The following is a 21,586-nucleotide window of genomic DNA, read 5'->3' on the forward strand; positions in this document are numbered from 1 at the left end:
CGTGGAGGATGGCGGTGTAGATTCCGTACTTCATGCTGGGACCTCCTTGGCGGTTCCGTTGTCGCTGGCCGAGTCGATGACGGCGTCGCGGACTCTCAAGGCGTGCAGGCCCTCGGAGAAGTGGGCGCAGCGGGGCAGGGAGTCGGCCTCGGAATGACCGGCGACCTCGTCGAGGAAGGCGCGGGCCTGGAAGACGAAGCCGTCGTTCTGACCGACGCCCACACCCGGGGCGGCCATGGCGAGGCCATCGGCGATATAGGGGTGGTCGGGGCCGAGCTGGATGGTCGTCAGTCCGGTTCCGCCGCTCCCGTCGGTGGTTCGGCTGAGCACGATCTGTCCGGGGTGGCGGAAGTCGAATGCGGCCGAGCCGTTTCTGCAGAAGACCTCGACGCCGAGGCTGTTCGGATGGCCGGCGGCGATGCGCGAGACCTGGAGGGAGCCGGAGCCGGTGGGGAATTCGACGCCGAAGCCGGCGTAGTCGTCGTTGCCGACGGGTTCGAACTCGTCGCTGACCTCGGCGTGGTCGTGTCCGACGACGTGGCCGAGCGGCAGCGGGCGAGAAGTGATCGCGGTGTGGAAGCGTCCGCCCGAGACCTTCTGGATGGGACCGGCGAGGAATTCGACGGTGTCGGTCAGGTGGCTGCCGACATCGGCCAGCGCTCCGCTGCCGAGCTCGCCCTTGTAGCGCCAGCTCATCGGTGCGGTGGGGGAGCAGGCGTAGTCCGTCCAGTACCAGGCGTTGATGTGCTGGACTTCACCGAGCGTTCCGTCGTCGATGAAGTCCTTGATCGCGGCCAGGCCCGGGGCTCGCCGGAAGGTGAAGCCGAGGCGGGCCAGCGAGTCCGCCCTGTCTGCCGCGGCAACCATGGACTCGGCATCGGTGACGGTGTCGGTCAGCGGCTTCTCGCACAGGACGTGCTTGCCGGCCGCCAGCAGGGCCTCGACGATCTCCCGGTGCAGGGAGTTCGCGACGACGACGCTGACGATGTCGATGTCCTCGGCGTTGACGATGTCGTGCCAGTCGGTGTTGTGGCGGGCGTAGCCGAAGCGGGCGGCGGTCGCGGCGGCGAGGTCGCCGGCGATATCGCAGACGGAGACGAGCTCGACCGGAGGGAGTTCGGTGGTTCCCGCGGTGGGCGCGGCACGCCAGGCGGCGGCGTGGGCGCGGCCGGCCATGCCGGCTCCGATGACGGCGATCCCGAGGGGCTGCCTCATGTGATTCTCCTTTGAATGCGTGAGAGTGGCATCGGGTCCGGCCTGCACTGGTCCGATCCCGAGGTCTGTGGAGCGCTCACCACATTACACGCGAATTTGTCAGGTCAAAAGAGGTTAAGAGGGGTAGTTTGTCATGACATGAAGATGATTGAGCGGATGGTCGTCGAGGGTGTCGTCGCAGCTGTTCAGAGGGGTCGGTCACGGGCGGCCGGTGGTGTCAGCGCGGACCGTCGAGCGGCGGATGACCAGCTGAGGTGTGATGAGATGCTGCTTGGCCGGTTCTTCGGGGTCGGCGAGCATGTCGAAGACGGCGCGGGCCGACAGTCGCCCGATCGTCTGGTTCTGCGGGTCCACCGACGTCAGCGAGATCCTCTTCAGTGCGGACAGGGAGATGTTGTCCACGCCGACGACGGCGAGCTCGTCGGGAACGGCGACTCCGGCGTCATCGGCGGCGGCGAGGACGCCGATCGCCGAGATGTCGTTGATCGACACGATTGCCGTCGGCGGGGAGGGCAGCGCCAGTAGCTCTTCGGCGGCCGCGTAGCCGTCGTGTTCGAAGTATCCCGCCGGGCGGACGATCGGGGTCAGGCCGCGCGATTCCATCGCCCGCCGGTAGGCCCTCTCCCGTGTCCTCGCCACGGCTCCGCCCTGACCTCCGACGAAGGCGATCCGCTCGTGGCCGAGCCCGCGCAGGTGGTCGATGACCAGCTCGGCGCCCTGGGTGTCGTCCATGCGGACCGAGGTGCATCCCGAGTCCCGGCTGGGTTCGGAGCTGGCATAGACCGTCGGGATGCCGTCGAAGAGCCCTTCGTGTTCGAGCACGGTGCCGACGACGATCAGCGCCTTGGGCCGCAGGTCCTGAAGCATCGCGATGACTCGGGAGTCGATGCGGCCATATGGCCGCTCGGGATCGTCATCGTCGGCCACCGTGGCGCTGGTGATCAGCCCGTACTCTCCCCTGGCGTCGAGTTCGACCCGGACGGCGTCGGCGATCTCGGCGAAGATCGGATTGTGGAGATTGACGACCAGGATGCCGACGAACGGCGAGCCGTCGGTCGCCAGCGAGCGGGCGAGGAAGTTCGGTTGGTACCCCAGCGTCCGAGCGGTTCTGAGGATCAGCTGACGTCGCTTCTCGCTGACGCGCTGGGGGTCCTTGAATGCGAGGGAGACCAGTGACTTCGACACTCCGGCCGCCGCTGCGACATCGCGGATCGTGGGCCTCGACCCCGAGGCCCGCGGTTCGTCGCCGACAGCTGATCCCATGGCTTCATCTTCACACAGGTCCTCGTGCGGGGTGTACCGGAGGTGGCTGTTTCCGGTGGCGGCGGAGAATTTCCGGAGTTCCTCTTGACTCATGATCCGAATCACACTAGATTCGCACTGATCCCATTTTGAACCGGTCCAAAACGTTGGACGAGATCCGATGAACTCCTTCTTGGACCGGTTCAAAATGGGGAAGCCAGACGATCGAAAGAATATGGAGTACGCAATGACGCGCAGCGAATTGCTGATCGGCGGGACGTGGCAGGCCCCTCGCTCCGGCAGCGGCCGGCTCACAGATGTGGTGTCGCCCTTCGATGGGCGCACCGTCGGACAGGTGCCGGTCGCCGGTGGCGCCGATGTCGAGGCCGCTGTTCGATCCGCCTCGCACGGCGCCGAGATCTGGCGCAGGACTCCGGCCCATGAGCGCAGCGAGATTCTGCTCAGGGCCGCGGCCCTGGCCGACGAACGCAGCGAGCAGATCGCTCAGGTGCTCTCGGCCGAGAACGGCAAGACCCTGCGCGAGGCCCGCGCCGAGGCGGGCCGGTCGGGCTCGATCATCCGCCTGGCCGCTTTCGAAGGCACGCAGCTCTACGGTCAGACGCTTCCCCTCGACGCGAACCCGGGCACCGGCCTCGACAAGGTCGGATTCACTCTGCCCCAGCCGGTCGGCATGGTCGTGGCGATCACTCCCTTCAACTACCCGGCGCTGTTGGTCAACCACAAGATCGCCCCGGCACTGGCCGCAGGCAACTCCGTGATCCTCAAACCCGCGAGCACCACCCCGCTGACGGCGTTGGCCCTGGCCGAATGCTTCATCGACGCCGGGCTGCCCGAAGGCGTGCTGTCCGTGCTGACCGGTTCCGGCGGTGAGCTCGGCGATCGACTCGCGGCCGATGAGCGGGTGCGGAAGATCTCGTTCACCGGATCGACCGGCGTCGGGCAGCACCTGGCCTCGATCGCCGGAGTGAAGAAGCTGTCCTTGGAACTGGGCTCCTCTGCTCCTGTCGTCGTCCTTCCCGACGCCGATCTCGACCTCGCCGCGACCGCCGTCGCCGCCGGCGGGTACACGAACGCCGGTCAGGTCTGCATCTCGGTGCAGCGGGTCATCGTCCACGAGAGCATCCAGGGCGACTTCCTCGACGCGCTGCGCGACAAGGTCCGTCAGCACCGGACCGGCGATCCCGAAGACGAAGCGACGACGGTCGGAACCCTCATCACCGAGGCCGAGGCCGAGCGCGTCGAGGGCTCCATCCGCCAGGCCGTCAGCGCCGGTGCGCGACTCGAGCTCGGCGGCGACCGCGACGGAGCGATGATCGAACCCGCGATCCTCAGCGGCGTCGATCCTGCTGCCCCGATCGCGCAGGACGAGATCTTCGGGCCCGCCGTGGCCGTGTCCAGCGCACCGGACGTGACCACCGCCGTCGAACTGGCGAACTCGACCGACTACGGCCTGGCCGCCGGGATCTTCACGAACGACGTCGACGCCGGCGTGCAGTACATGCGCGAGGTCGATGCGGGCAACATCCACATCAACTGGACCCCGCTGTGGCGAGCCGACCTGATGCCGTACGGAGGCCTGAAGGCCAGCGGAATCGGCAAGGAGGGTGTGCGGGCCGCCGTCGCGGAGATGACCGAGTCCAAGACCATCGTCATCCACGGCCGTCCCTGGAGCTGAGGCTCCGTCACCGACAGCACAGTCGCCGGGCCGGGAGGACCGGCAGCACAGCCCGGCAGCACAGCCCGGTAGCACAGACTCGGCGTCGATGATCACACGATCACGGCGCAGCACACCCGTTCGAAGGAGAACCCATGAGCCACGAACCGACCATCAGACTGACGGTGGCCCAGGCTGTCGTCAAGTTCCTGAGCAGCCAGTACTCCGTCCTCGACGACGACCGTCAGCGATTCATTCCGGCCGCGGCCGGGATCTTCGGCCACGGCAATGTGGCCGGCTTCAGCCAGGCGTTCTCGCAGTACGCCGACGAGATCCCGTTCATCCAGGGCCGCAACGAGCAGTCGCTGGCCCACGCGGGAAGCGCCCTGGCCAAGGCCAGCGGCAGACGGCAGACGCTGGCCGTCACCGCCTCCATCGGCCCCGGAGCGATGAACCTCGTCACTGCGGCCGCATTGGCGACGGTCAATCGGCTTCCGCTGCTCCTCCTGCCCGGCGACACCTACGCCACCAAGCGCCAGGGGCCCGTCCTGCAGGAGCTGGAGAATCCCCAGGATGCGGATCTCACCGTCAACGACGCCTTCCGGCCGGTCTCGGCGTTCTTCGCCCGGATCACCCGACCCGAACAGCTGGTCACCGCACTGCCCAAGGCCTTCCGGGTGCTCGCGAACCCCGCGGAGACCGGAGCGGTCGTGCTCTCCCTGCCGCAGGACATCCAGTCCCACGCCTTCGACTTCCCTGTCAGCCTGTTCCGCGAGCGCGAGTGGTCGATCCGTCGGACCATCCCGCAGCCCGGCGACGTCGACCGGGCGGCATCCGTCCTCGCCTCGGCGAAGAAGCCGGTGATCATCGCCGGCGGCGGCGTCCACTACTCCGAGGCCCGCGAAGCGCTGGCCGAGTTCGCTGAGTCGACCGGAATCCCGGTCGCCGAGACCTTCGGCGGCAAGGGCGCGGCCCTCAGCGACGCCGATTGGGCACTCGGCGGGATCGGGCTCGAGGGCAATCCCGCGACGAACCGCCTCGTCGCCCAGGCCGATGTCATCGTCAGCATCGGCACACGACTGACCGACTTCGCCACCGGGTCGCAGACGATGTTCAAGAACCCCGATGTGGCCTTCGTGGCGATCAACATCGCAGAACTCGACACGATCAAGCAGGGGGCAGTCGCGGTGCTCTCCGATGCGAAGCTCGGAATCGAAGCCCTGAGCCGGCGGCTGTCGGCCTATTCGGTGCCCGGTGACTGGACGACCGAGATCGCCTCCCAGAAGGCCGATTGGGCCGCGCGGCGCAATCGGGCGCTCGATCCCGACACCGTCTTCGACAGGCAGGCACCGGAGAACGCCGAACTGGCGATCCCCGACACGGACGCCGTCGTCACCCAGGGTCAGCTCATCGGTCTGCTCCAGGAGCACGCACAGGCCGGCGACACGCTCATCGCGGCGGCCGGAGGCCCGCCGGGCGATCTGCTCAAGGTCTGGGACGCCACCGATGACCGCCGCTGCCACCTCGAGTTCGGCTTCTCCTGCATGGGCTACGAGATCCCCGCCGGCATCGGAGTCCGACTCGCAGATCCGCAGAGCACCGGGCGCGTGACGGTCTTCATCGGCGACGGCACCTTCCTCATGAACCCCACCGAGATCCTCACCGCCGCGCAGGAGAACCTCGACATCACCTATGTGATCTCGGAGAATCACGGATTCCAGGTCATCCGCCGGCTGCAGATGATGAAGTACGGCCAGCAGTTCGGCAATGACTTCCGCTACCGCGGTGACGGAGATCCCGCCGGACTCTCCGGCGACTACCTCCACGTCGACCTCGGTGAGATCGCCTCGGGACTCGGCGCCGAGACCATCCGCGCCACGAGCGCCGAAGAGATCCGTACGGCCCTCAACGACACCCGCACCACCCACGGGCCCGTCGCCATCATCGTCCCGACCGTCCCACTGGTCGACCTGCCCGGTTCGGAGGTGTTCTGGGACGTCGCACCCGCCGAGGTGGCCGAACAGGAGTGGGTGGGACCGCTGCGCACCGAGTACGAACGGGGACTGGAGGACCAGAGATGGCACGTGTGAACACAGACCTGACCCCTTTGGACAGGGGCGGTCTGGCCGAACGGATCCGAGCAGGTGAGACGACGACCGGCAGCTTCGCCGGCCTCGGCTCCACGATGGCCATCGAGGTCCTCGCGGCCGCCGGGCTCGACTGGATCCTCGTCGACCTCGAACACGGCGGAGGAGACGAAGCATCGATCGGTGACGCGGTGGCCGCCGCCGGCGGATACGGAGCGGCGACCCTGGTGCGAGTGGAGACGCCCGACCGGATCAGGATCGGCCGCGCCCTCGACGCCGGTGCCGCCGGTCTCATGCTGCCGCGAGTGAATTCCGCCGCCGAGGTGGCCCGGATCGTCCCGCACCTGCACTACCCGCCGCTCGGCGATCGGGGAGTGGCCACCTACAACCGCTCCCTGCGCTGGGGCATGGACAAAGCAGGACTGACGACCAGCAACGACGAAGTGCTCACGATCGTCCAGATCGAGACGGCAGACGCTCTCGCCGAGGTCGACGACATCGCCGCACTCGACGCCGTCGACGTCCTGTTCGTCGGGCCGCTGGACCTCTCGTACGCACTCGGCGTTCCGCTCGACTTCGACGCCCCGGTCTTCCGCGACGCCCTCGAAGCGGTCGTCACGGCCGCCCGGAAGCACGGAAAGTCCGCCGGCATCCTCAGCGCCGACGCCGCAACCGCCAAGACCAGAGCCGCACAGGGCTTCACCTTCCTGCCGGTCGGCTCGGACTCGACCCTGCTGGCCGACACCGCCGCGGCCGTCGTGTCCACCCTGCGCGGCTGACATCCCGGGCATTCGGAAGACCCCGGAAGTCCGGACCCACCACCCCCGAATCGACTACTGAAGGAACACCATGAGCAACAACCCCACGACCATCGGAGTCGGACTCATCAGCGTCGGTTGGATGGGACAGCTCCACAGCCGCGCCTATTCCGACGTGCCCGTCGTCTACCCCGAGCTCGGCATCAGAACGCGACTGGTGATCGCGGCCGACACGAACGAAGAGCGTGCCCGTTTCGCCCAGAACGTGCTCGGCTACGAGAGCTCGACGAGTGACTACAACGATGTTCTCAACCACCCGGACGTCGACGTCGTCTCCGTCTGTGCGCCGAACTTCCTGCACGAGGAGATCGGCACCGCCGTCGCAGAGGCCGGAAAATCGCTGTGGATCGAGAAACCCGTCGGACGGTCCGCCGAAGAGACCGAATCCGTGGTCGATGCCGCCGACGACGCCGAGGTCGTCACCGCCGTCGGTTTCAACTACCGCAACGCTCCGGCCATCGAATACGCGCGGAAGATCATTGCCGAGGGCAAGCTCGGACGCATCACGAACGTGCGTGGGGCATTCTTCGCTGACTACTCGGCAGAGCCGAACGGGGCCCTGTCCTGGCGCTTCATCCGCGGACTGGCCGGTTCCGGAGTCCTCGGCGACCTCCTCGGGCACCTGACCGATCTCGCCCACTACGTCGTCGGACCGATCGACAAGGTCACCGGCGTGGCCAACACCGCCTACACCGAGCGTCCCAAACAGCAGATGGGCAGCGGCTCCCACTTCGACGTCGTCGAGGGCGGGGAGATGGCCCCGGTCGAGAACGAGGACTACGCCGGACTGCTCGTCCACTTCGGCCCCGAAGCCCGGGGAGCCGGTGCCGTGGGCACCCTCGAAGCCTCACGCGTCTGCGTGGGTCCGCGTGCGGAGTACTCGTTCGAAGTCTATGGGACCGAAGGCTCGCTGCGGTGGAACTTCGAACGGATGAACGAACTCGAACTGGCCCTCGGCTACAAGGGGCCCCATGTCGGTTTCACCCGCATCATGGCAGGTCCGGACTTCGGCGACTTCTCGAGGTTCCAGCCCGGCGCCGGCACCTCGATGGGCTACGACGACCTCAAGGTCATCGAGGCGAAGAAGTTCCTGCTCGCCCACATCGGCCAGGAATCCGTCCACGCCGATGTCCACGATGCACTGGCCGCCAATCGCGTGGTCTACGCCGGTGAGCTTGCGATCGCCACCGAATCCTGGCAGACCGTCGACCACGTCGAAGGCACCTCGGCCTCGACCGGTGGCGACTCGACCAGGAAGGAGCCCATCGATGCCTGAGAAGACGACCGTCATCGGACTCGGACCGGTGCCGAAGGAGCTGGTCGAGGCCGAGCTCGGACCCGAGGTCGACTTCGTGGACAGTCCCGCACCCGAGGACCTTGCCAGCGCCGAGGGCGCAATCGTCCGCGCTGCCGTCCGCGTCGGCCCCGCAGAACTCGAGTCGATGCCCCGTCTCAGGGTCATCGCCCGCACCGGCGTCGGCGTCGACGATGTAGATGTCGATGCTGCGACCGAGCGGGGAATCCCCGTGGCGATCACCCCCGGCGTCAATTCGAATGCGGTGGCCGAGGGCGCATTCGCTCACATGCTCCAGCTCGTGAAGTCACTGGCCCCGCTGAGCGAGATCGTCCGCTCCGGGAGATGGACCGAACGCACAGGCGTCCCGGTCGGCGACCTCGACGGAGCCAGCCTGGGCATCATCGGATTCGGCAATATCGGCCGGCGAGTGAAGACGATCGCCGAGGCCTTCGGCATGACCGTCCGCGCCTATGACCCCGTCGCCGAAGTGCCCGAACCCAACAGGGTCGACACCGTCGACGCGCTCCTGCGGGCATCGGATATCGTCACACTGCACGTGCCCCTCCTCGAGAGCACCCGCCACATGATCGATGAGCGCGCGATCAAGACGATGAAGGACGGAGCGATCCTCATCAACACCAGCCGGGGCGGACTAGTCGACGAGGATGCGGCACTGGCGGGACTCGAGTCCGGCAGGCTCGGAGGAGTCGGCCTGGACTCATACGAATCCGAGCCGCCGCAGCCGCATCCCCTCTACCAGCATCCCCGCACAGTGCTGACCCCTCACGTGATGGGTCTCAGCGCAAAGGCCAGCCACGCCACCTTCGTCGCCGCCGCCCGAGCCGTGGGCGCCGTCCTCAGAGGAGGTCGCCCGGACGCGGCGGTCAATGAGGTGGAGACGACGACTGCACGCGCAGCCGCAAACGAAGGAGTTCGACAGTGAACAACGTCAAGATCGCCGCGGCCCCCATCTCATGGGGCGTCTGCGAAGTCCCCGACTGGGGCCACCAGATGAGCCCGGAGCGGGTGCTGGCCGAAATGCAGGAACTCGGCTTCGACGCCACGGAATTCGGCCCGGAGGGGTTCCTGCCCGACGAACCCGCCGCCAGGGCGGAGACCCTCGAACGCCATTCGATGCAGGCCGTCGGCGGGTTCTACCCGGCCGTCATCCACGACCCCGACCACGATCCGCTGCCCGGGATCGAACGCGAGCTGGAGGCCTACACCGCGGCCGGTGCCGACACCCTCGTCCTGGCCGCTGCGACGGGAGTCGACGGCTATGACGCCGAACGCCCCGAACTCGACGACGCGGGCTGGGAGATCGTCTGCCGCAATATCGACCGGATCCTCGCGGCCGCGAAGGCCCGCGGCGTGACTGTCAGCCTGCATTCGCACGTCGGCACCATGATCGAAACCCCGGCGGAGGTCGACCGGATCCTCAACGGCACGGACGTCGACTTCTGCTTCGACACCGGGCACATGTTCATCGGCGGTGTGGACCCGGTGGAATTCGTGCGGAAGCACACGGGGCGCATCTCCCATGCACACCTCAAGGACGTCGCACTCGACCGCGCACGCAGTGTCCAGAACGGTGAACAGGCCTACTACGACGCTGTCGTCGACGGCATGTACCAGCCGCTGGGCCAGGGCGACATCGACATCGACTCAATCGTCGGCACTCTCATCCGCGCCGGATTCGACGGATGGTTCACTCTCGAGCAGGACACCGTCGTCGCCGACGAACCAGCATCCGGTGCGGGGCCGATCGACCAGGCGCGTGCCAGTCTCAGCTATCTGACGAAGATCATCGAGGAGAACCGATGAGCACACGGATCGGCGTCGTCGGTCTCGGCAGGATCGGCCGGATGCACGCTCGCAACATCGCCCAGGAAGACGGGGTCGACGAGCTCGTTCTCATCGGACGCAGCGAGGAGAAGCTCGAAGACGCCAAGGCGCAGCTGCGATCGGAACTGTCTCCGGATGCGGGGCCGGAGCTGCGGGGCGCTCACGCACCGGCGGGAGCCGGCAGGACCCCCGTCATCAGCACGATGGCGCTTGCCGAGGACTGGACGGACGGACTCGACGGGGTCATCATCGCCAGTTCGACGCACACCCACCCGGATCTCGCCCGGAAAGCGCTGACCGCAGGTGTCCCCGTCCTCGTCGAGAAGCCGATCGGTCTCGAACTCGAAGAGACCGCGGCGCTGGCGGCGGAGTTCGAAGCGCTCGACGTTCCCATCATGGTCGCCTACCACCGTCGGTACGACGAAGGGTTCCAGAAGCTCAGGGAACGCATCCACAGCGGTCAGATGGGCACGATCCGGGTCATCCACTCGGTCGGGCACGACCATTTCCACGTCGATCCGGACTTCATCCCCACCTCGGGCGGGGTGTGGCGCGACCTGCTCATCCACGAATTCGACACGATCCCCTGGCTCATGGGGCAGGCGCCGGTGTCGATCTTCGCCTCGGGGGCGGTGCTCGATGAGCAGGCGTATGCCGACAGTGGGGATCTGGACACGGCCACGGCTGTGATCACCTTCGAATCGGGGGTGCAGGCGCTCATCAGCGGAGCACGCAACATCGCCTCCGGCCAGGACGTCAACACCGTCGTCTACGGCAGCGACGCGGCATTCGCCGCAGGGATCGACTCTCACTCACCTGTGATCTCGACGGAACCGGGCACGGCCTCGCCGGAGTCGACCTACGCCGACTTCATCGAGCGGTTCGAACCGGCCTTCAGGCGCGAAGTCCGCCACTTCCTGGCCGTCATCAACGGCGAGGCCACCTCGCTGACTCTGCCGTCGGACGGCATCATTGCAGCCCGACTGGCCCTGGCGGCTGAGGAATCCGTCCGCAGCGGCCGCCCCGTCCGGTTGGACGATCCCGATCGGTCGGCCGAGCCCGATCGGTCGGCCGAGATCAGCGCTGGACCGAGCGGTCCGCGATGCCGCGGGCAAAGCAGCCCTGACCACATCGACTCCACGCGAAACTCGAACGAAAGAGCAGTCCAATGACGAACGACCAACTGCGCATCGGCCTCATCGGCACCGGGCGCATCGGCAGAGTCCATGCCGTGAACATCGCAGCGCTTCCGGAGACGACTCTGAGCTGGGTGATCGACCCGTACGTCGCCGGAGCCGAAGCGATCGCCGACGACAGCGGCGCACGCGCAACCGGCGACCCCGGCGAAGCATTCGCCTCTGGTGAGCTCGATGCGGTCGTCATCGCCTCGCCGACCTCGACCCACGCCGATCTGATCAAGCAGACCATCGAGGCCGGCATCCCGGTTCTCTGCGAGAAGCCGATCGACCTCGATATCGCCCGCGTCGACGAACTGGCGCCCCTGGTCGTAGGCTCCGGCGTTCCGTTCGCCGTCGGCTTCAACCGGCGATTCGACCGCGACTTCTCCGCCGCTCGGGAACGTCTCATCGCCGGAGAGGTCGGACCCCTTGAGCAGCTGTCGATCATCAGCCGCGACCCGGCCCCGCCGACGATCGAGAACCTGCGCACCGCCGGCGGCATCTTCCGTGACCAGACCATCCACGACTTCGATATGGCGAGGTACTTCGTCCCAGACATCGTCGAGGTCTTCGCCACCGGCTCACAGCTGTTCGACGACGGAGCCCGGGAGACGAACGACTTCGACACGGCCATGGTGACGATGAGGACGTCGACCGGAGTGCAGATCTCGATCACGAATTCCCGGCACAGCGCCATCGGCTACGACCAGAGGATCGAGGTCTTCGGCGGAACGGGCATGCTCGAGGTCGCCAATGCGGGCACCAGCCTGGTCAGCTCCTCGAACGCGACTGCGGTGAAGACGACCTCGCCCTATCAGCATTTCTTCCTCGAACGCTACGCCGAGGCCTATGTCGAAGAGCTGCGTGAGTTCTGTCGACTGGTCCGAGGCGAAGCCTCCCGCTGTTCGACCTTCGCCGACGGACGCGCGGCGCTGATTCTCGCCGATGCCGCACAGACCTCGGCGGAGGAAGGAAGAGCGGTCCAGGTGGACCTGGACCGCTGAAGCACATCAAGCAAGTATCCATCCAGCAAGTGCTCAGATACGCAAGAGCACAGGCACACAAGGGCACACAGACATAAGTGCCCGTACGCACAAATGAATAGACACAACAGAGTGCAAAGAAGCATTTTCGTGAGGAGACCATCGTGGTTGCCAATTCAGCAGAGTCACTGACTCTGAAAGATTCAGCGCTGCCGGCCATGCCGACGACCGGAGCGCATAGGAAGAGAATCGGACTGATCTCTATCGTCGCCTGTTTCGGCGGCCTTCTGTTCGGCTACGACACGGGCGTGATCAACGGTGCCCTGCGCCCGATGTCGCAGGAACTCGGGCTGACGGCAGTCAGCGAGGGCGTTGTGACCAGTTCGCTCGTCTTCGCTGCCGCACTGGGCGCTGTGACGTGCGGAAAGATCTGCGACATGATCGGCCGTCGACGGATGATCCTCTACCTTGCGCTGATGTTCTTCGTCGGCACGGTGGTCGTCGTGTTCGCCCCGAACATCAGCCTGCTGGTTCTCGGTCGCATCCTCCTCGGCCTGGCGGTCGGTGGCGCGTCCATCGTGGTTCCCGTCTACCTGTCCGAGCTGGCACCGCATGAGATCCGCGGTTCGATCAGCGGACGCAACGAAGTCGCGATCGTCTCCGGTCAGCTGGCGGCCTTCGTCGTCAATGCCATCATCGGCAACATCTGGGGACATATCGACGGCATCTGGCGAGTCATGTTCGCGATCTGTGCCATCCCCGCGGTCTGCCTGTTCATCGGAATGCTCCGGATGCCCGAATCGCCGAGGTGGCTCGTCGAGCACGATCGCCGGGACGAGGCTCTCGCAGTGCTGATGGCCGTGCGCACCGAAGAGCGGGCGCGAGCCGAGCTCGGAGCCGTCGAGGTGGTAGCGGAATCCTCGACCGGGGAGCAGCGGATCGGCTACAGGAAGTTCTTCTACAGCAAATGGCTGATCAGGATCGTGCTCATCGGCATGGGTGTGGCTGTCTGTCAGCAGCTCACCGGCATCAACTCGATCATGTACTACGGTCAGATCGTCCTCATCGAATCGGGCTTCGCCGCCGATGCAGCGCTCATCGCCAACATCGCCCCGGGAATAGTCGCCGTTCTCGGAGGAATCCTCGCTCTCTATATGATGGACCGGGTCGATCGACGCACGACGTTCATCACGGGGCTGTCCCTGACCACGAGCTTCCACCTGCTCATCGGCCTGTGCTCGAAGTACATGTCCGAGGACAATCCGCTGCGGGCGTGGATCCTTCTCGCCCTGATCGTCGGATTCGTCGCCTCCATGCAGACGTTCCTCAACGTTGCGGTCTGGGTCTGGCTCGCCGAGGTGTTCCCGCTGCCGATGCGCGGAGTCGGGATCGGGGTCTCGCAGCTGTTCGGTTGGGGAATGAACGGAACGATCGCCCTGGTGTTCCCCTCGATGGTGGCCGGGTTCGGCATCTCCGGAGTGTTCTTCATCTTCGCGATCGTCGGTGTCCTCGCGCTGATCTTCGTCGCCACCCAGGTGCCCGAAACCCGGGGGATCTCATTGGAGAGGATGGAAGAGGGCATCGAGACGGGCATGGCCTACCGATTCCGTGAGTGGAGAAAGCTGCGTGACGGACAGTGAGCGGCCCAGAGCTGATAGCCACATGTTGGACGAGCGCCGGGGACGCCGCCCCACTCCGAGCGAGCGAACGCAGCCCCCTCGATCCCCTTGACCGGGTGAGAGAGGTCGCGACCACCGGATGGGCGGGACTCGGGTTCGTCCTCGATGATCTGCGGGCCGTACGCGAGACAATCGGCTACGAGAGGCTTGCCGAAGAGATCGCAGACGCCGGACTGAGACACGTGGAAGTCGAATTGTGCTCCGGATGGTGGGAAGCTCCCGACGGAGCGTGGCGTGGACACTGGACCGAACTTCTCGAGGCCGCGCAGGCGCTCGACGCGGCCTTTATCAAGGTCGGCACCGACAGCGGACCCGCAGACGACGTCGAACCGTTCGTCGCTCCGCTGAGAAGTTTGGCCGAGGAAGCAGAGTCCCACGGCACCAAGGTCGCGCTCGAGCCTTTACCATTCGGCATGATCGCCTCAATTCCACAGGGTGCCGAGCTTATCCGTCGCGTCGACCATCCCGCCGCAGGGTTGATCGTCGACTACTGGCATGTGTTCCGTGCGGGGACCTCTCTGGAGGAGCTGCGAAGCACTCTGACTGCGGACCAGGTCTTCGGTGTCGAACTCTGTGACGCCGACGAAACCGTCGTCGGGTCGCTGTTCGAAGACACGAGAGACAATCGGCAACTCGTCGGCGAAGGCTCACAGGATGTCGCCGGCTTCATCGACACCATGAAGGCCGTCGGGTACGACGGTGCCTGGGGCGTCGAGATCCTCTCGTCTGCGCACCGACTCCGTCCGCTGGGAGAGGCCTTGGAAGTCGCGAGGGACAGCGCACTGACTGCCTTCGGTCCGGTCTGATCGGTTCCGCCGCTTCGGGGCGAACGGGCCTGACGTGTCCGATAGTCGGTGCGGCAGCAGGACCGCCTCGCCGGTGACTCGGTCCCCATCGGCGAGGCGGCCCTGCAGGCGACTCAGTCCGTGCCGGTTCAGTCCGTGCCGGTGTCGAAAGCGGCGGAGAGCCCGGCGAGGTCGCCGGCTTCGTCCACCTCGGCGCCGGAGTTCGCGATCTCCTCGGCGCCGCCGGCTTCGAGTGAGCCGACGAGCTCCGAGGTCGGACCCGAGACGATGCCCATGGCCGCGTACTGCTCGAGCCTGGCACGCGAATCGGCGATGTCGAGGTTGCGCATGGTCATCTGACCGATCCGATCCTCGGGGCCGAAGGCGGCATCGCCCACGCGCTCCATCGAGAGCTTCTCCGGGTGGTAGGACAGGTTCGGCCCGGTGGTGTTGACGATCGTGTAGTCGTCGCCGCGACGCAGGCGCAGGGTGACCTCGCCGGTGATCGCCGAGGCGACCCACCGCTGCATGGATTCGCGCAGCATCAGCGACTGCGGGTCGAGCCAGCGTCCCTCGTACATGCGCCGACCCAGGCGGCGGCCCTCCTCGTGGTAGAGAGCGATGGTGTCCTCGTTGTGGATGGCGTTGATGAGGCGTTCGTAGGTCACGTGCAGCAGCGCCATGCCCGGGGCCTCGTAGATGCCGCGCGACTTCGCCTCGATGATGCGGTTCTCGATCTGGTCGGACACGCCGAGTCCGTGACGGCCGCCGATCTCATTGGCCTTGAAGACCAGAGCCACGGGATCATCGAAGACTTCGCCGTTGATCGCGACCGGGCGACCGGCCTCGAAGCGGACGGAGACCTCCTCGGTGGGAACCTCGACGTCATCGCGCCAGGCGGCCACGCCCATGATCGGTTCGACGACGTCGAGTCCGGCGTCGAGGAACTCGAGTGTCTTCGCTTCGTGGGTCGCGCCCCAGATGTTCGCATCGGTCGAGTAGGCCTTCTCGGCCGAATCGCGGTAGGGGTAGCCGTGCTCGACGAGCCATTCGCTCATCTCCTGGCGACCGCCGAGCTCCTCGACGAACTCCGCGTCGAGCCAGGGCTTGTAGATGCGCAGCTTCGGGTTGGCCATGAGGCCGTAGCGGTAGAAGCGCTCGATGTCGTTGCCCTTGTAGGTCGAGCCGTCGCCCCAGATGTCGACGCCGTCCTCCTTCATGGCGCGCACGAGCAGCGTCCCGGTGACCGCACGGCCCAGGGGAGTGGTGTTGAAGTAGGTCTTGCCGCCGGAGCGGACGTTGAACGCGCCGCACTGCAGGGCGACGAAGCCCTCCTCGACGAGCAGGCGCTTGGCGTCGACGAAGCGGGCGATCTCTGCGCCGTACTCCTTCGCGCGAGCTGTGACGCCGTCGAGGTCGGGCTCGTCGTACTGGCCGATGTCGGCCGTGTACGTGCAGGGGACGGCTCCCTTGTGGCGCATCCACGCGACTGCGCAGGAGGTGTCCAGGCCGCCGGAGAAGGCGATTCCAACGTGCTCACCGACTGGGAGCGAAGACAGTACTTTCGACATGGCACCAGCGTAACTGCCCGCCGGCCTCCGTGTCGAATTGTTATGCATTGCGATGTATTTTTATGTGAATGGATGGGCGGGGCGCGACGGTGTCGGCCGGTCACTGGGCGAGTTGCGGGCGCGATCGGACAGTTCTCACCGCAAAAAGTATCCGATCGCGACCATCATTTGGGATTCAGGCCGAGGTGGAGGCGGATGTCTCGTTCGAGCTGTCGGCGATCGGTCCACTTCGCGACCCGGATGACCGTCCACCCCGCGGCTCTCAGAGCGTTCACCCGATCGATGTCGGTCGCCCACTGGTCCTCCGATATGCGGTGAAAGTCTCCCTCGTATTCCAAAGCCAGCATCTGCTCCGGGTATCCCAGGTCGGGGTGCAGGGTCAGGTTGGTCGTGGGACAGTACACGGCAGGGTGCACAATCGGTTCGGGCAGCCCTCGGGCGATGAGCCACAGTCGCAGATCGGTCTCCATCGGAGAATCGACATCTTCTCGAATGAGTTCAGCGGCGGCTTCGAGCTTCGATCTGGATCTGAGGTATTTCGTATCTGAGACGTATTCGTTCAGTGAGGTCAGAGAGAACTGAGGAGGGGTCTTCCAGTCTCCGACTGCGGCATCGCCGATCTGGACCAACGAGGTCACCGAACAGAGAGGCGCAAGCTGCGCGAAGGTCGGGAGCGGGTGCAGAACCGGCAGTTTCAGCCACTCGACCGTTGAGAGGTTCCGCAGTCTGTGGAGAGCGATTCCGCTTCTGCGGATGCGTTTGTTCGGATCGGCAGAACCCAGATGAAGCGTGGCGTCGTCGAGCGCGCGGGGCAAGGGCCACCCATACAGCCGTGCGGCAGTCTCTCTGCAGGCGACGATTCCCGGGTGTCTGTGACTCATAGCCAGCAGCAACTGGGCCTCCTCGACCCACTTGTCATCGGCCCAGGTCGGCACCGGAAATCGCGTTGACGAATCGTCGTCGAAGCGGATGCCCCATGACGCGGGCAGGAAGCGGCGAGTGGATCGGATGTCGTAGTCGGTGGCTCCTCGCGCTCTCGCCTCGGCGACAGACAGTGGTGCTGGATAGCCGACATAGTTGAGGGGGTGCTTCTTCATGCGGATCGATGATTCACGCCTCGGCGCCGCGATGGGAAGCGCGGCCGGCGTGGCTGTGGACAAGGCCGAAGCGTCCACAGGAAGAACGCGCATGAGTGATATCAGTATCCCCAGCCGATGACGTCTGAGTGCGATCTGGGTTGAAAGAGATGCGGTGAGCATCTCCTCACCGGCCGGGGGTGACAGGCCTCCGGCGAGCCTCGCCTTGCAGGCCGGGCTGCTTGCGGTGTCTGGCGCGGAGGGGCCCGAGCAGAGTGTGGTCGCAATCGGACATCTCTCAGCGCCGAAAATGTCCGATTGCGACCACCCGCCGGGGCCATCACCGGGGGAGGCCCCTGCTTCAGCCCTGGTTCCCGGGGCCTGCAGCTCTGGTCCCCGGGACCGCTGTGCTCAGGCCCAGGCGTGCAAGTGGCTGTGGCCGGTCGGGGTCCAGCGAGCGGTGGGACGCTCGCATTGCGGTCCTCGGCTGCGTGTACGAGCGCGGAGTGCTTGCGTGGCCCGAACCTCGCGGCCGAACGGTGGTCGCGATCGGATAGTTCTCAGCGCGGGAAGTGTCCGATTGCGACCAGGTCTTCGGATCGATGCCGTCTGCCCGCAGGCCAGTCCTCTGGCGCCGACCCGCCTGCCTCGACGCGCCCGCCGACCCGCAGCGCCCGCGGCCCCCGCCGCGCCGCGCCCGCGGCCTCATTGCTTCGCGCGGTGGGCTCGGATCGCCTCGGCGACGGCGATGGCATCGTCCTCCGGGGCATCGGACTTGCGGTCCGGGCGGGCCGTGAAGAGGTAGATGAACCCGACGGTCAGCACCACGACGAGGCCGATGAGCACGATCCAGTCGGCGAAGAACGACCCGGAGTCTCCGGGCAGCGACAGCAGGATCATCGCGAAGATGCCGTAGGCCAGGGCCGCGATGTTGACGACAATGCCCCAACCGCCCAGCGACCACGGCGCCGCGGGCTTCCAGCCCCTGGCCCGCTGCCGGAGAGTGCCGAGGACGACCATCTGGAAGGCCAGGTAGATGCCGAGGATCGCGAACGAGGTCACGGCCACGAGGATCCCGTCGTTGAACCAGATGAGCACGCAGATCAGCGCCGGCGCCGTGCAGGCGACGATGAGGGCGTTGTGTGGGATCTTCGTGCCATCGGCGACCTTCGACAGCCACCGATGGCCGGGCATCATCCCGTCGCGGGCGAAGCTGAAGATCAGGCGCGACGCGGCGGCCTGCAGGCTGAGCACGCAGGAGATGAAAGCAGTGATCGCGACGAGCAGGAAGATCTTCGCACCCGCATCGCCGAGGCTGCCGGCGAGGATCGCGGGGATCGGGGCCTCGACCTCTCCGGCGACGATCTCCTCGAGGTTCGGCGCGGCCAAGACGTAGCCGCCGAAGGAGAACAGGGCCGAGACCGCGCCGACGAAGATCGTCATGAGCATGGCCTTGGGGATGCCTCGGGCCGGGTTCGAGACCTCCTCGGCGACGTCGCCGCAGGCCTCGAAGTCGTAGAAGAGGAACAGGCCGGCCACCGCTGCGCCCATGAACACCGGCAGGTAGCTGCCGTCACCGGCGGTGCCCATGGTGTCGAAGAAGACGGAGAAGCTGTGCTTGCGTTCGAAGATGAGCAGGAACAGGCCGAGTCCGATGACGCCGATGAGTTCGGCGAAGAAGCCGATGCGCGCGATGCGGGCGAGCCATTTCGTCCCGGAGAAGTTGATCGCCAGTGCCAGCACGAGCAGGGCCAGAGCGAGGACGAGTGTGCTGTTGCGATTGAGTTCGAGCCCGAACAGGCTGGCGAGGAACCCGGCCCCGAACTCCGACACCGAAGTGATGGTGACGATGAGCGCGCAGATGTAGACCCACGCCGCCATCCAGGCGTATCGCTTGCTCCACAGCCTCCGGGCCCAGGGGTAGATCCCGCCGGCGATGGGGAACTGGGAGACGACTTCGCCGAAGATGAGGGCGACGAGCAGCTGGCCGCAGGCGACGATGACGATCCACCAGATCGACGGAGGCCCGCCGGTCGACAGGGCCACGGCCAGCAGCGAGTAGACGCCGACGAGCGGAGACAGGTAGGTGAAGCCGAGGGCGAAGTTCGCCCAAGGACTCATCGACCGCTCGAAGGAGTCGCCGTAGCCGAGGACGGCCAGGTGGTCGGGATCGGAGAGATGGTCGCCTGAGGGATCCTCGGCGGCTGAGGGGCGATCGGACATGGGGCACCTTCGTTCGAATCGACGTTGATTCTTCAGCTGTTCGTCATCGTAGCGCCGAATCTCGCCCGCGTGGACGATCCTGGTCTCCCTCTCGTGGCGGAGGTGTCATGCCGCCTCGGGTCGTAGTGTGGAATCACACCCGCAGACACCGGCACCGCCGCCGCTCGGTCGGACATCGTCGAGGAAAGAGGAGAGAGCGTGAATTCGCAGGGACCCACCGAATCCGCCGAGGTGTCCGGACCGGCCGATCCGACGGTCGACACCGCCGAGGCCGTCGACGCGAAGGGGCGTCCGCTCGCGGTCGAACCGGCCGCAGTTCCCTGGCTCGAGCTCGGCCTCTTCGTCCTCATCGCCTTCGGACTCGCTTGGCTCGTGTGCCTGCCCCTGTGGGTCACCGGCCAGGGGCTCAGCGACCCTCTGGCCGTCCAGCTCTACGGCGGGGTGATGATGTTCACGCCGCTGATCGCCGGCTTCGTCGCCTTCCTCGTGCAGCGCCGACGGGCACGGCGAAGGGCGCAGGCCCTGGCCAGTGCACCTCGCTACTTCGGATTCTGGCCGCTGCGGCCGTTCGGCCGAGTCATCTGGACGACCGTGGGAGCCTTCTTCGGCATTATGGTTCTCGTTGTCCTCGGCTACCTGCTCAGCGGCGCCTTCGGTTGGCTCGGTCTCGATCTGAGCGGGCTGTCGGGGTTCGAACAGCAGATGGCCACGCTCCCGGGCTTGGACTCGGTGCCGATCACAGTTGCCGTCGGTCTCTTCCTGCTGCTCATGGTGATCAGCTCGGTGGCCACCGTCTTCGTCACCATCGGCGAGGAGTTCGGGTGGCGGGGCTGGCTGCTGACGAGCCTGCGGCCGCTGGGCACCTGGCCGGCCCTGCTCATCGTCGGTGCCGTCTGGGGCCTGTGGCATGCGCCGCTGATCCTGCTCGGCTACAACTTCAATCGCCCCGACATCACAGGTCTGGGGCTGATGGTGCTCGGCTGCGTGATGCTCGGCGTCCTCTTCGGCTGGCTGCGCCTGCGCACCGGTTCCGTCTGGCCGGCCGTCTTCGCCCACGCGGCACTCAACGGATCGACCAGCATGCTGCTCGTGCTGCTCATCGACGCCGAGGCGCCGACCCCCGACCCCGCGCTCGTCACCTTCCTCGGTGCCTCAGGATGGATCGTCTCTGCGGTCGTCATCGCAGTCCTCGCAGCCACCGGGCAGTTCCGCAAGCGCCCGGAGCTGGGGACCAGGGCGAAACCCGCCGCGCACGCGTGAAGCCCGGGGACCATCCGTGATTCTTGAGGCGCGGGCCCGGCGTCGGTTAGGCTCAAAGCCCCCACCGACTGAAGGAGAACTCTGTGACTTTTGGACCATCGCTGCTGCAGACAGCAGGACGCATGCTCACCGCCCCGATCTTCATCAGCGGCGGATACTCGGCCGTGAAGGATCCGGCCGGAAAGGCGGCGATGGCCGAGTCGACGCTCGACGCCCTGCGCGACTACGTTCCCGGTCTGCCCGATGACAACGAGCTGCTCGTGCGCATCAACGGCGGCGTGCAGATCCTTGCCGGCACCACCCTGCTGTTGGGCATCAAGCCGCGACTGTCGGCGTGGGCGCTCGCCGGATCCCTCGTCCCGACCACCCTGGCCGGGCACTCCTTCTGGGAGATGGAGGGCGGCGAAGCGAAGGCCCACCAGACTCAGTTCTCGAAGAACCTCGCCGCCCTCGGCGGACTGCTGCTGATCGCCGGCTCCGGAAGCAGCCGGAAGGCCATCGAGAAGGCCTCCGCCAAGGCCGCGAAGAAGGCCGAGAAGCGCGCCCTCAAGCAGGCCTGAGCCGCACCCCTCAGTTTCTCCTTTGCTTAGGGTAGGCTAATCAAAGACAAAACTGAGAGGGCGGGTGCGAATGGTCAACTGGCGGCGCGGAG

At 66.4% G+C, this 21,586-nt stretch carries 17 protein-coding genes; 12 read left to right on the forward strand and 5 right to left on the reverse strand.

The genetic code is table 11. The annotated features are described in order from the left end of the window. Positions 1 to 30: 30 nt before the first annotated feature. Together IG171_RS18720 and IG171_RS18725 are read right to left on the reverse strand one after the other, a co-directional pair. Entirely contained in the window at positions 31 to 1,215 is a 1,185-nt protein-coding gene (locus IG171_RS18720) for a Gfo/Idh/MocA family oxidoreductase (protein ID WP_212128862.1), read from the reverse strand. Positions 1,216 to 1,413: 198 nt separating this feature from the next. Beyond that, complete coding sequence (locus tag IG171_RS18725) at positions 1,414 to 2,478, reverse strand: LacI family DNA-binding transcriptional regulator (protein ID WP_212128864.1); 1,065 nt, start codon at positions 2,476 to 2,478, stop codon at positions 1,414 to 1,416. A gap of 226 nt (positions 2,479 to 2,704) precedes the next feature. Between IG171_RS18725 and IG171_RS18730 the strand changes: the two genes are divergently transcribed. The 10 genes from IG171_RS18730 (at position 2,705) to IG171_RS18775 (ending at position 14,825) form a co-directional block, all read left to right on the forward strand. Further along, a complete protein-coding gene (locus IG171_RS18730) occupies positions 2,705 to 4,153 on the forward strand; it encodes an aldehyde dehydrogenase family protein (protein WP_249203843.1) in 1,449 nt (482 codons plus the stop codon). A 134-nt stretch (positions 4,154 to 4,287) separates the two neighbouring features. After that, positions 4,288 to 6,222, forward strand: coding sequence for a 3D-(3,5/4)-trihydroxycyclohexane-1,2-dione acylhydrolase (decyclizing) (gene iolD / locus IG171_RS18735; RefSeq protein WP_212128868.1), 1,935 nt, complete (start codon positions 4,288 to 4,290; stop codon positions 6,220 to 6,222). Next, on the forward strand, positions 6,210 to 6,998 hold the full coding sequence (locus IG171_RS18740) for an aldolase/citrate lyase family protein (RefSeq protein WP_212128870.1): 789 nt from the start codon (positions 6,210 to 6,212) through the stop codon (positions 6,996 to 6,998). The genes iolD and IG171_RS18740 overlap by 13 nt, the downstream gene beginning before the upstream one ends. 70 nt (positions 6,999 to 7,068) lie before the next feature. Beyond that, positions 7,069 to 8,313, forward strand: a complete 1,245-nt coding sequence (locus IG171_RS18745; RefSeq protein WP_212128872.1) for a Gfo/Idh/MocA family oxidoreductase — start codon at positions 7,069 to 7,071, stop codon at positions 8,311 to 8,313. Beyond that, a complete protein-coding gene (locus tag IG171_RS18750) occupies positions 8,306 to 9,277 on the forward strand; it encodes an NAD(P)-dependent oxidoreductase (RefSeq protein ID WP_212128873.1) in 972 nt (323 codons plus the stop codon). The genes IG171_RS18745 and IG171_RS18750 overlap by 8 nt, the downstream gene beginning before the upstream one ends. Then, positions 9,274 to 10,158, forward strand: a complete 885-nt coding sequence (locus IG171_RS18755; protein WP_249203845.1) for a sugar phosphate isomerase/epimerase — start codon at positions 9,274 to 9,276, stop codon at positions 10,156 to 10,158. Before IG171_RS18750 ends, IG171_RS18755 begins: the two co-directional genes overlap by 4 nt. Continuing rightward, positions 10,155 to 11,351 carry a Gfo/Idh/MocA family oxidoreductase gene (locus tag IG171_RS18760; protein ID WP_212128874.1) on the forward strand — a complete coding sequence of 399 codons (1,197 nt, stop codon included), beginning with the start codon at positions 10,155 to 10,157 and terminating at the stop codon, positions 11,349 to 11,351. Before IG171_RS18755 ends, IG171_RS18760 begins: the two co-directional genes overlap by 4 nt. Beyond that, positions 11,348 to 12,361: an inositol 2-dehydrogenase gene (iolG, locus tag IG171_RS18765; protein ID WP_212128875.1), complete on the forward strand. Its 1,014-nt coding sequence runs from the start codon at positions 11,348 to 11,350 to the stop codon at positions 12,359 to 12,361. The genes IG171_RS18760 and iolG overlap by 4 nt, the downstream gene beginning before the upstream one ends. A 197-nt stretch (positions 12,362 to 12,558) precedes the next feature. Continuing rightward, positions 12,559 to 13,980, forward strand: coding sequence for a sugar porter family MFS transporter (locus IG171_RS18770; protein ID WP_212131796.1), 1,422 nt, complete (start codon positions 12,559 to 12,561; stop codon positions 13,978 to 13,980). A 95-nt stretch (positions 13,981 to 14,075) separates the two neighbouring features. Beyond that, positions 14,076 to 14,825 (forward strand): sugar phosphate isomerase/epimerase, encoded by a 750-nt coding sequence (locus IG171_RS18775; protein WP_249203848.1) that lies wholly within the window; start codon positions 14,076 to 14,078, stop codon positions 14,823 to 14,825. 128 nt (positions 14,826 to 14,953) lie between these two features. On the opposite strand, the gene argG is transcribed toward IG171_RS18775, so the two are convergent. The 3 genes from argG to IG171_RS18790 all read right to left on the reverse strand — a co-directional run bounded on the left by argG (position 14,954) and on the right by IG171_RS18790 (position 19,674). Continuing rightward, on the reverse strand, positions 14,954 to 16,375 hold the full coding sequence (gene argG / locus IG171_RS18780) for an argininosuccinate synthase (RefSeq protein WP_212128877.1): 1,422 nt from the start codon (positions 16,373 to 16,375) through the stop codon (positions 14,954 to 14,956). A gap of 164 nt (positions 16,376 to 16,539) precedes the next feature. After that, positions 16,540 to 17,472 (reverse strand): hypothetical protein, encoded by a 933-nt coding sequence (locus IG171_RS18785; protein WP_212128879.1) that lies wholly within the window; start codon positions 17,470 to 17,472, stop codon positions 16,540 to 16,542. Positions 17,473 to 18,156: 684 nt separating this feature from the next. Next, positions 18,157 to 19,674 carry an amino acid permease gene (locus IG171_RS18790; RefSeq protein ID WP_212128881.1) on the reverse strand — a complete coding sequence of 506 codons (1,518 nt, stop codon included), beginning with the start codon at positions 19,672 to 19,674 and terminating at the stop codon, positions 18,157 to 18,159. Positions 19,675 to 19,872: 198 nt separating this feature from the next. Here IG171_RS18790 and IG171_RS18795 point away from each other — a divergent pair, with 198 nt between their 5' ends. Both IG171_RS18795 and IG171_RS18800 read left to right on the forward strand, forming a co-directional pair. Continuing rightward, a complete protein-coding gene (locus IG171_RS18795; protein WP_249203850.1) occupies positions 19,873 to 20,934 on the forward strand; it encodes a type II CAAX endopeptidase family protein in 1,062 nt (353 codons plus the stop codon). Positions 20,935 to 21,017: 83 nt separating this feature from the next. Next, entirely contained in the window at positions 21,018 to 21,494 is a 477-nt protein-coding gene (locus IG171_RS18800; RefSeq protein WP_212128883.1) for a DoxX family protein, read from the forward strand. The last annotated feature ends 92 nt before the right edge of the window (positions 21,495 to 21,586 follow it).

Origin of the sequence: Brevibacterium sp. SMBL_HHYL_HB1 (genome assembly GCF_018208375.1) — a bacterium.
Classification (GTDB): domain Bacteria; phylum Actinomycetota; class Actinomycetes; order Actinomycetales; family Brevibacteriaceae; genus Brevibacterium; species Brevibacterium intestinavium.

Bases quoted from the DNA above. Each gene is read 5' to 3' on its own strand.
- iolG (WP_212128875.1), top strand. From the start codon at position 11,348: ATGACGAACGACCAACTGCGCATCGGCCTCATCGGCACCGGGCGCATC.
- iolD (WP_212128868.1), top strand. From the start codon at position 4,288: ATGAGCCACGAACCGACCATCAGACTGACGGTGGCCCAGGCTGTCGTC.
- IG171_RS18740 (WP_212128870.1), top strand. From the start codon at position 6,210: ATGGCACGTGTGAACACAGACCTGACCCCTTTGGACAGGGGCGGTCTG.
- IG171_RS18720 (WP_212128862.1), bottom strand. From the start codon at position 1,215: ATGAGGCAGCCCCTCGGGATCGCCGTCATCGGAGCCGGCATGGCCGGC.
- IG171_RS18770 (WP_212131796.1), top strand. From the start codon at position 12,559: ATGCCGACGACCGGAGCGCATAGGAAGAGAATCGGACTGATCTCTATC.
- IG171_RS18730 (WP_249203843.1), top strand. From the start codon at position 2,705: ATGACGCGCAGCGAATTGCTGATCGGCGGGACGTGGCAGGCCCCTCGC.
- argG (WP_212128877.1), bottom strand. From the start codon at position 16,375: ATGTCGAAAGTACTGTCTTCGCTCCCAGTCGGTGAGCACGTTGGAATC.
- IG171_RS18790 (WP_212128881.1), bottom strand. From the start codon at position 19,674: ATGTCCGATCGCCCCTCAGCCGCCGAGGATCCCTCAGGCGACCATCTC.
- IG171_RS18760 (WP_212128874.1), top strand. From the start codon at position 10,155: ATGAGCACACGGATCGGCGTCGTCGGTCTCGGCAGGATCGGCCGGATG.
- IG171_RS18745 (WP_212128872.1), top strand. From the start codon at position 7,069: ATGAGCAACAACCCCACGACCATCGGAGTCGGACTCATCAGCGTCGGT.
- IG171_RS18750 (WP_212128873.1), top strand. From the start codon at position 8,306: ATGCCTGAGAAGACGACCGTCATCGGACTCGGACCGGTGCCGAAGGAG.
- IG171_RS18725 (WP_212128864.1), bottom strand. From the start codon at position 2,478: ATGGGATCAGCTGTCGGCGACGAACCGCGGGCCTCGGGGTCGAGGCCC.
- IG171_RS18785 (WP_212128879.1), bottom strand. From the start codon at position 17,472: ATGAAGAAGCACCCCCTCAACTATGTCGGCTATCCAGCACCACTGTCT.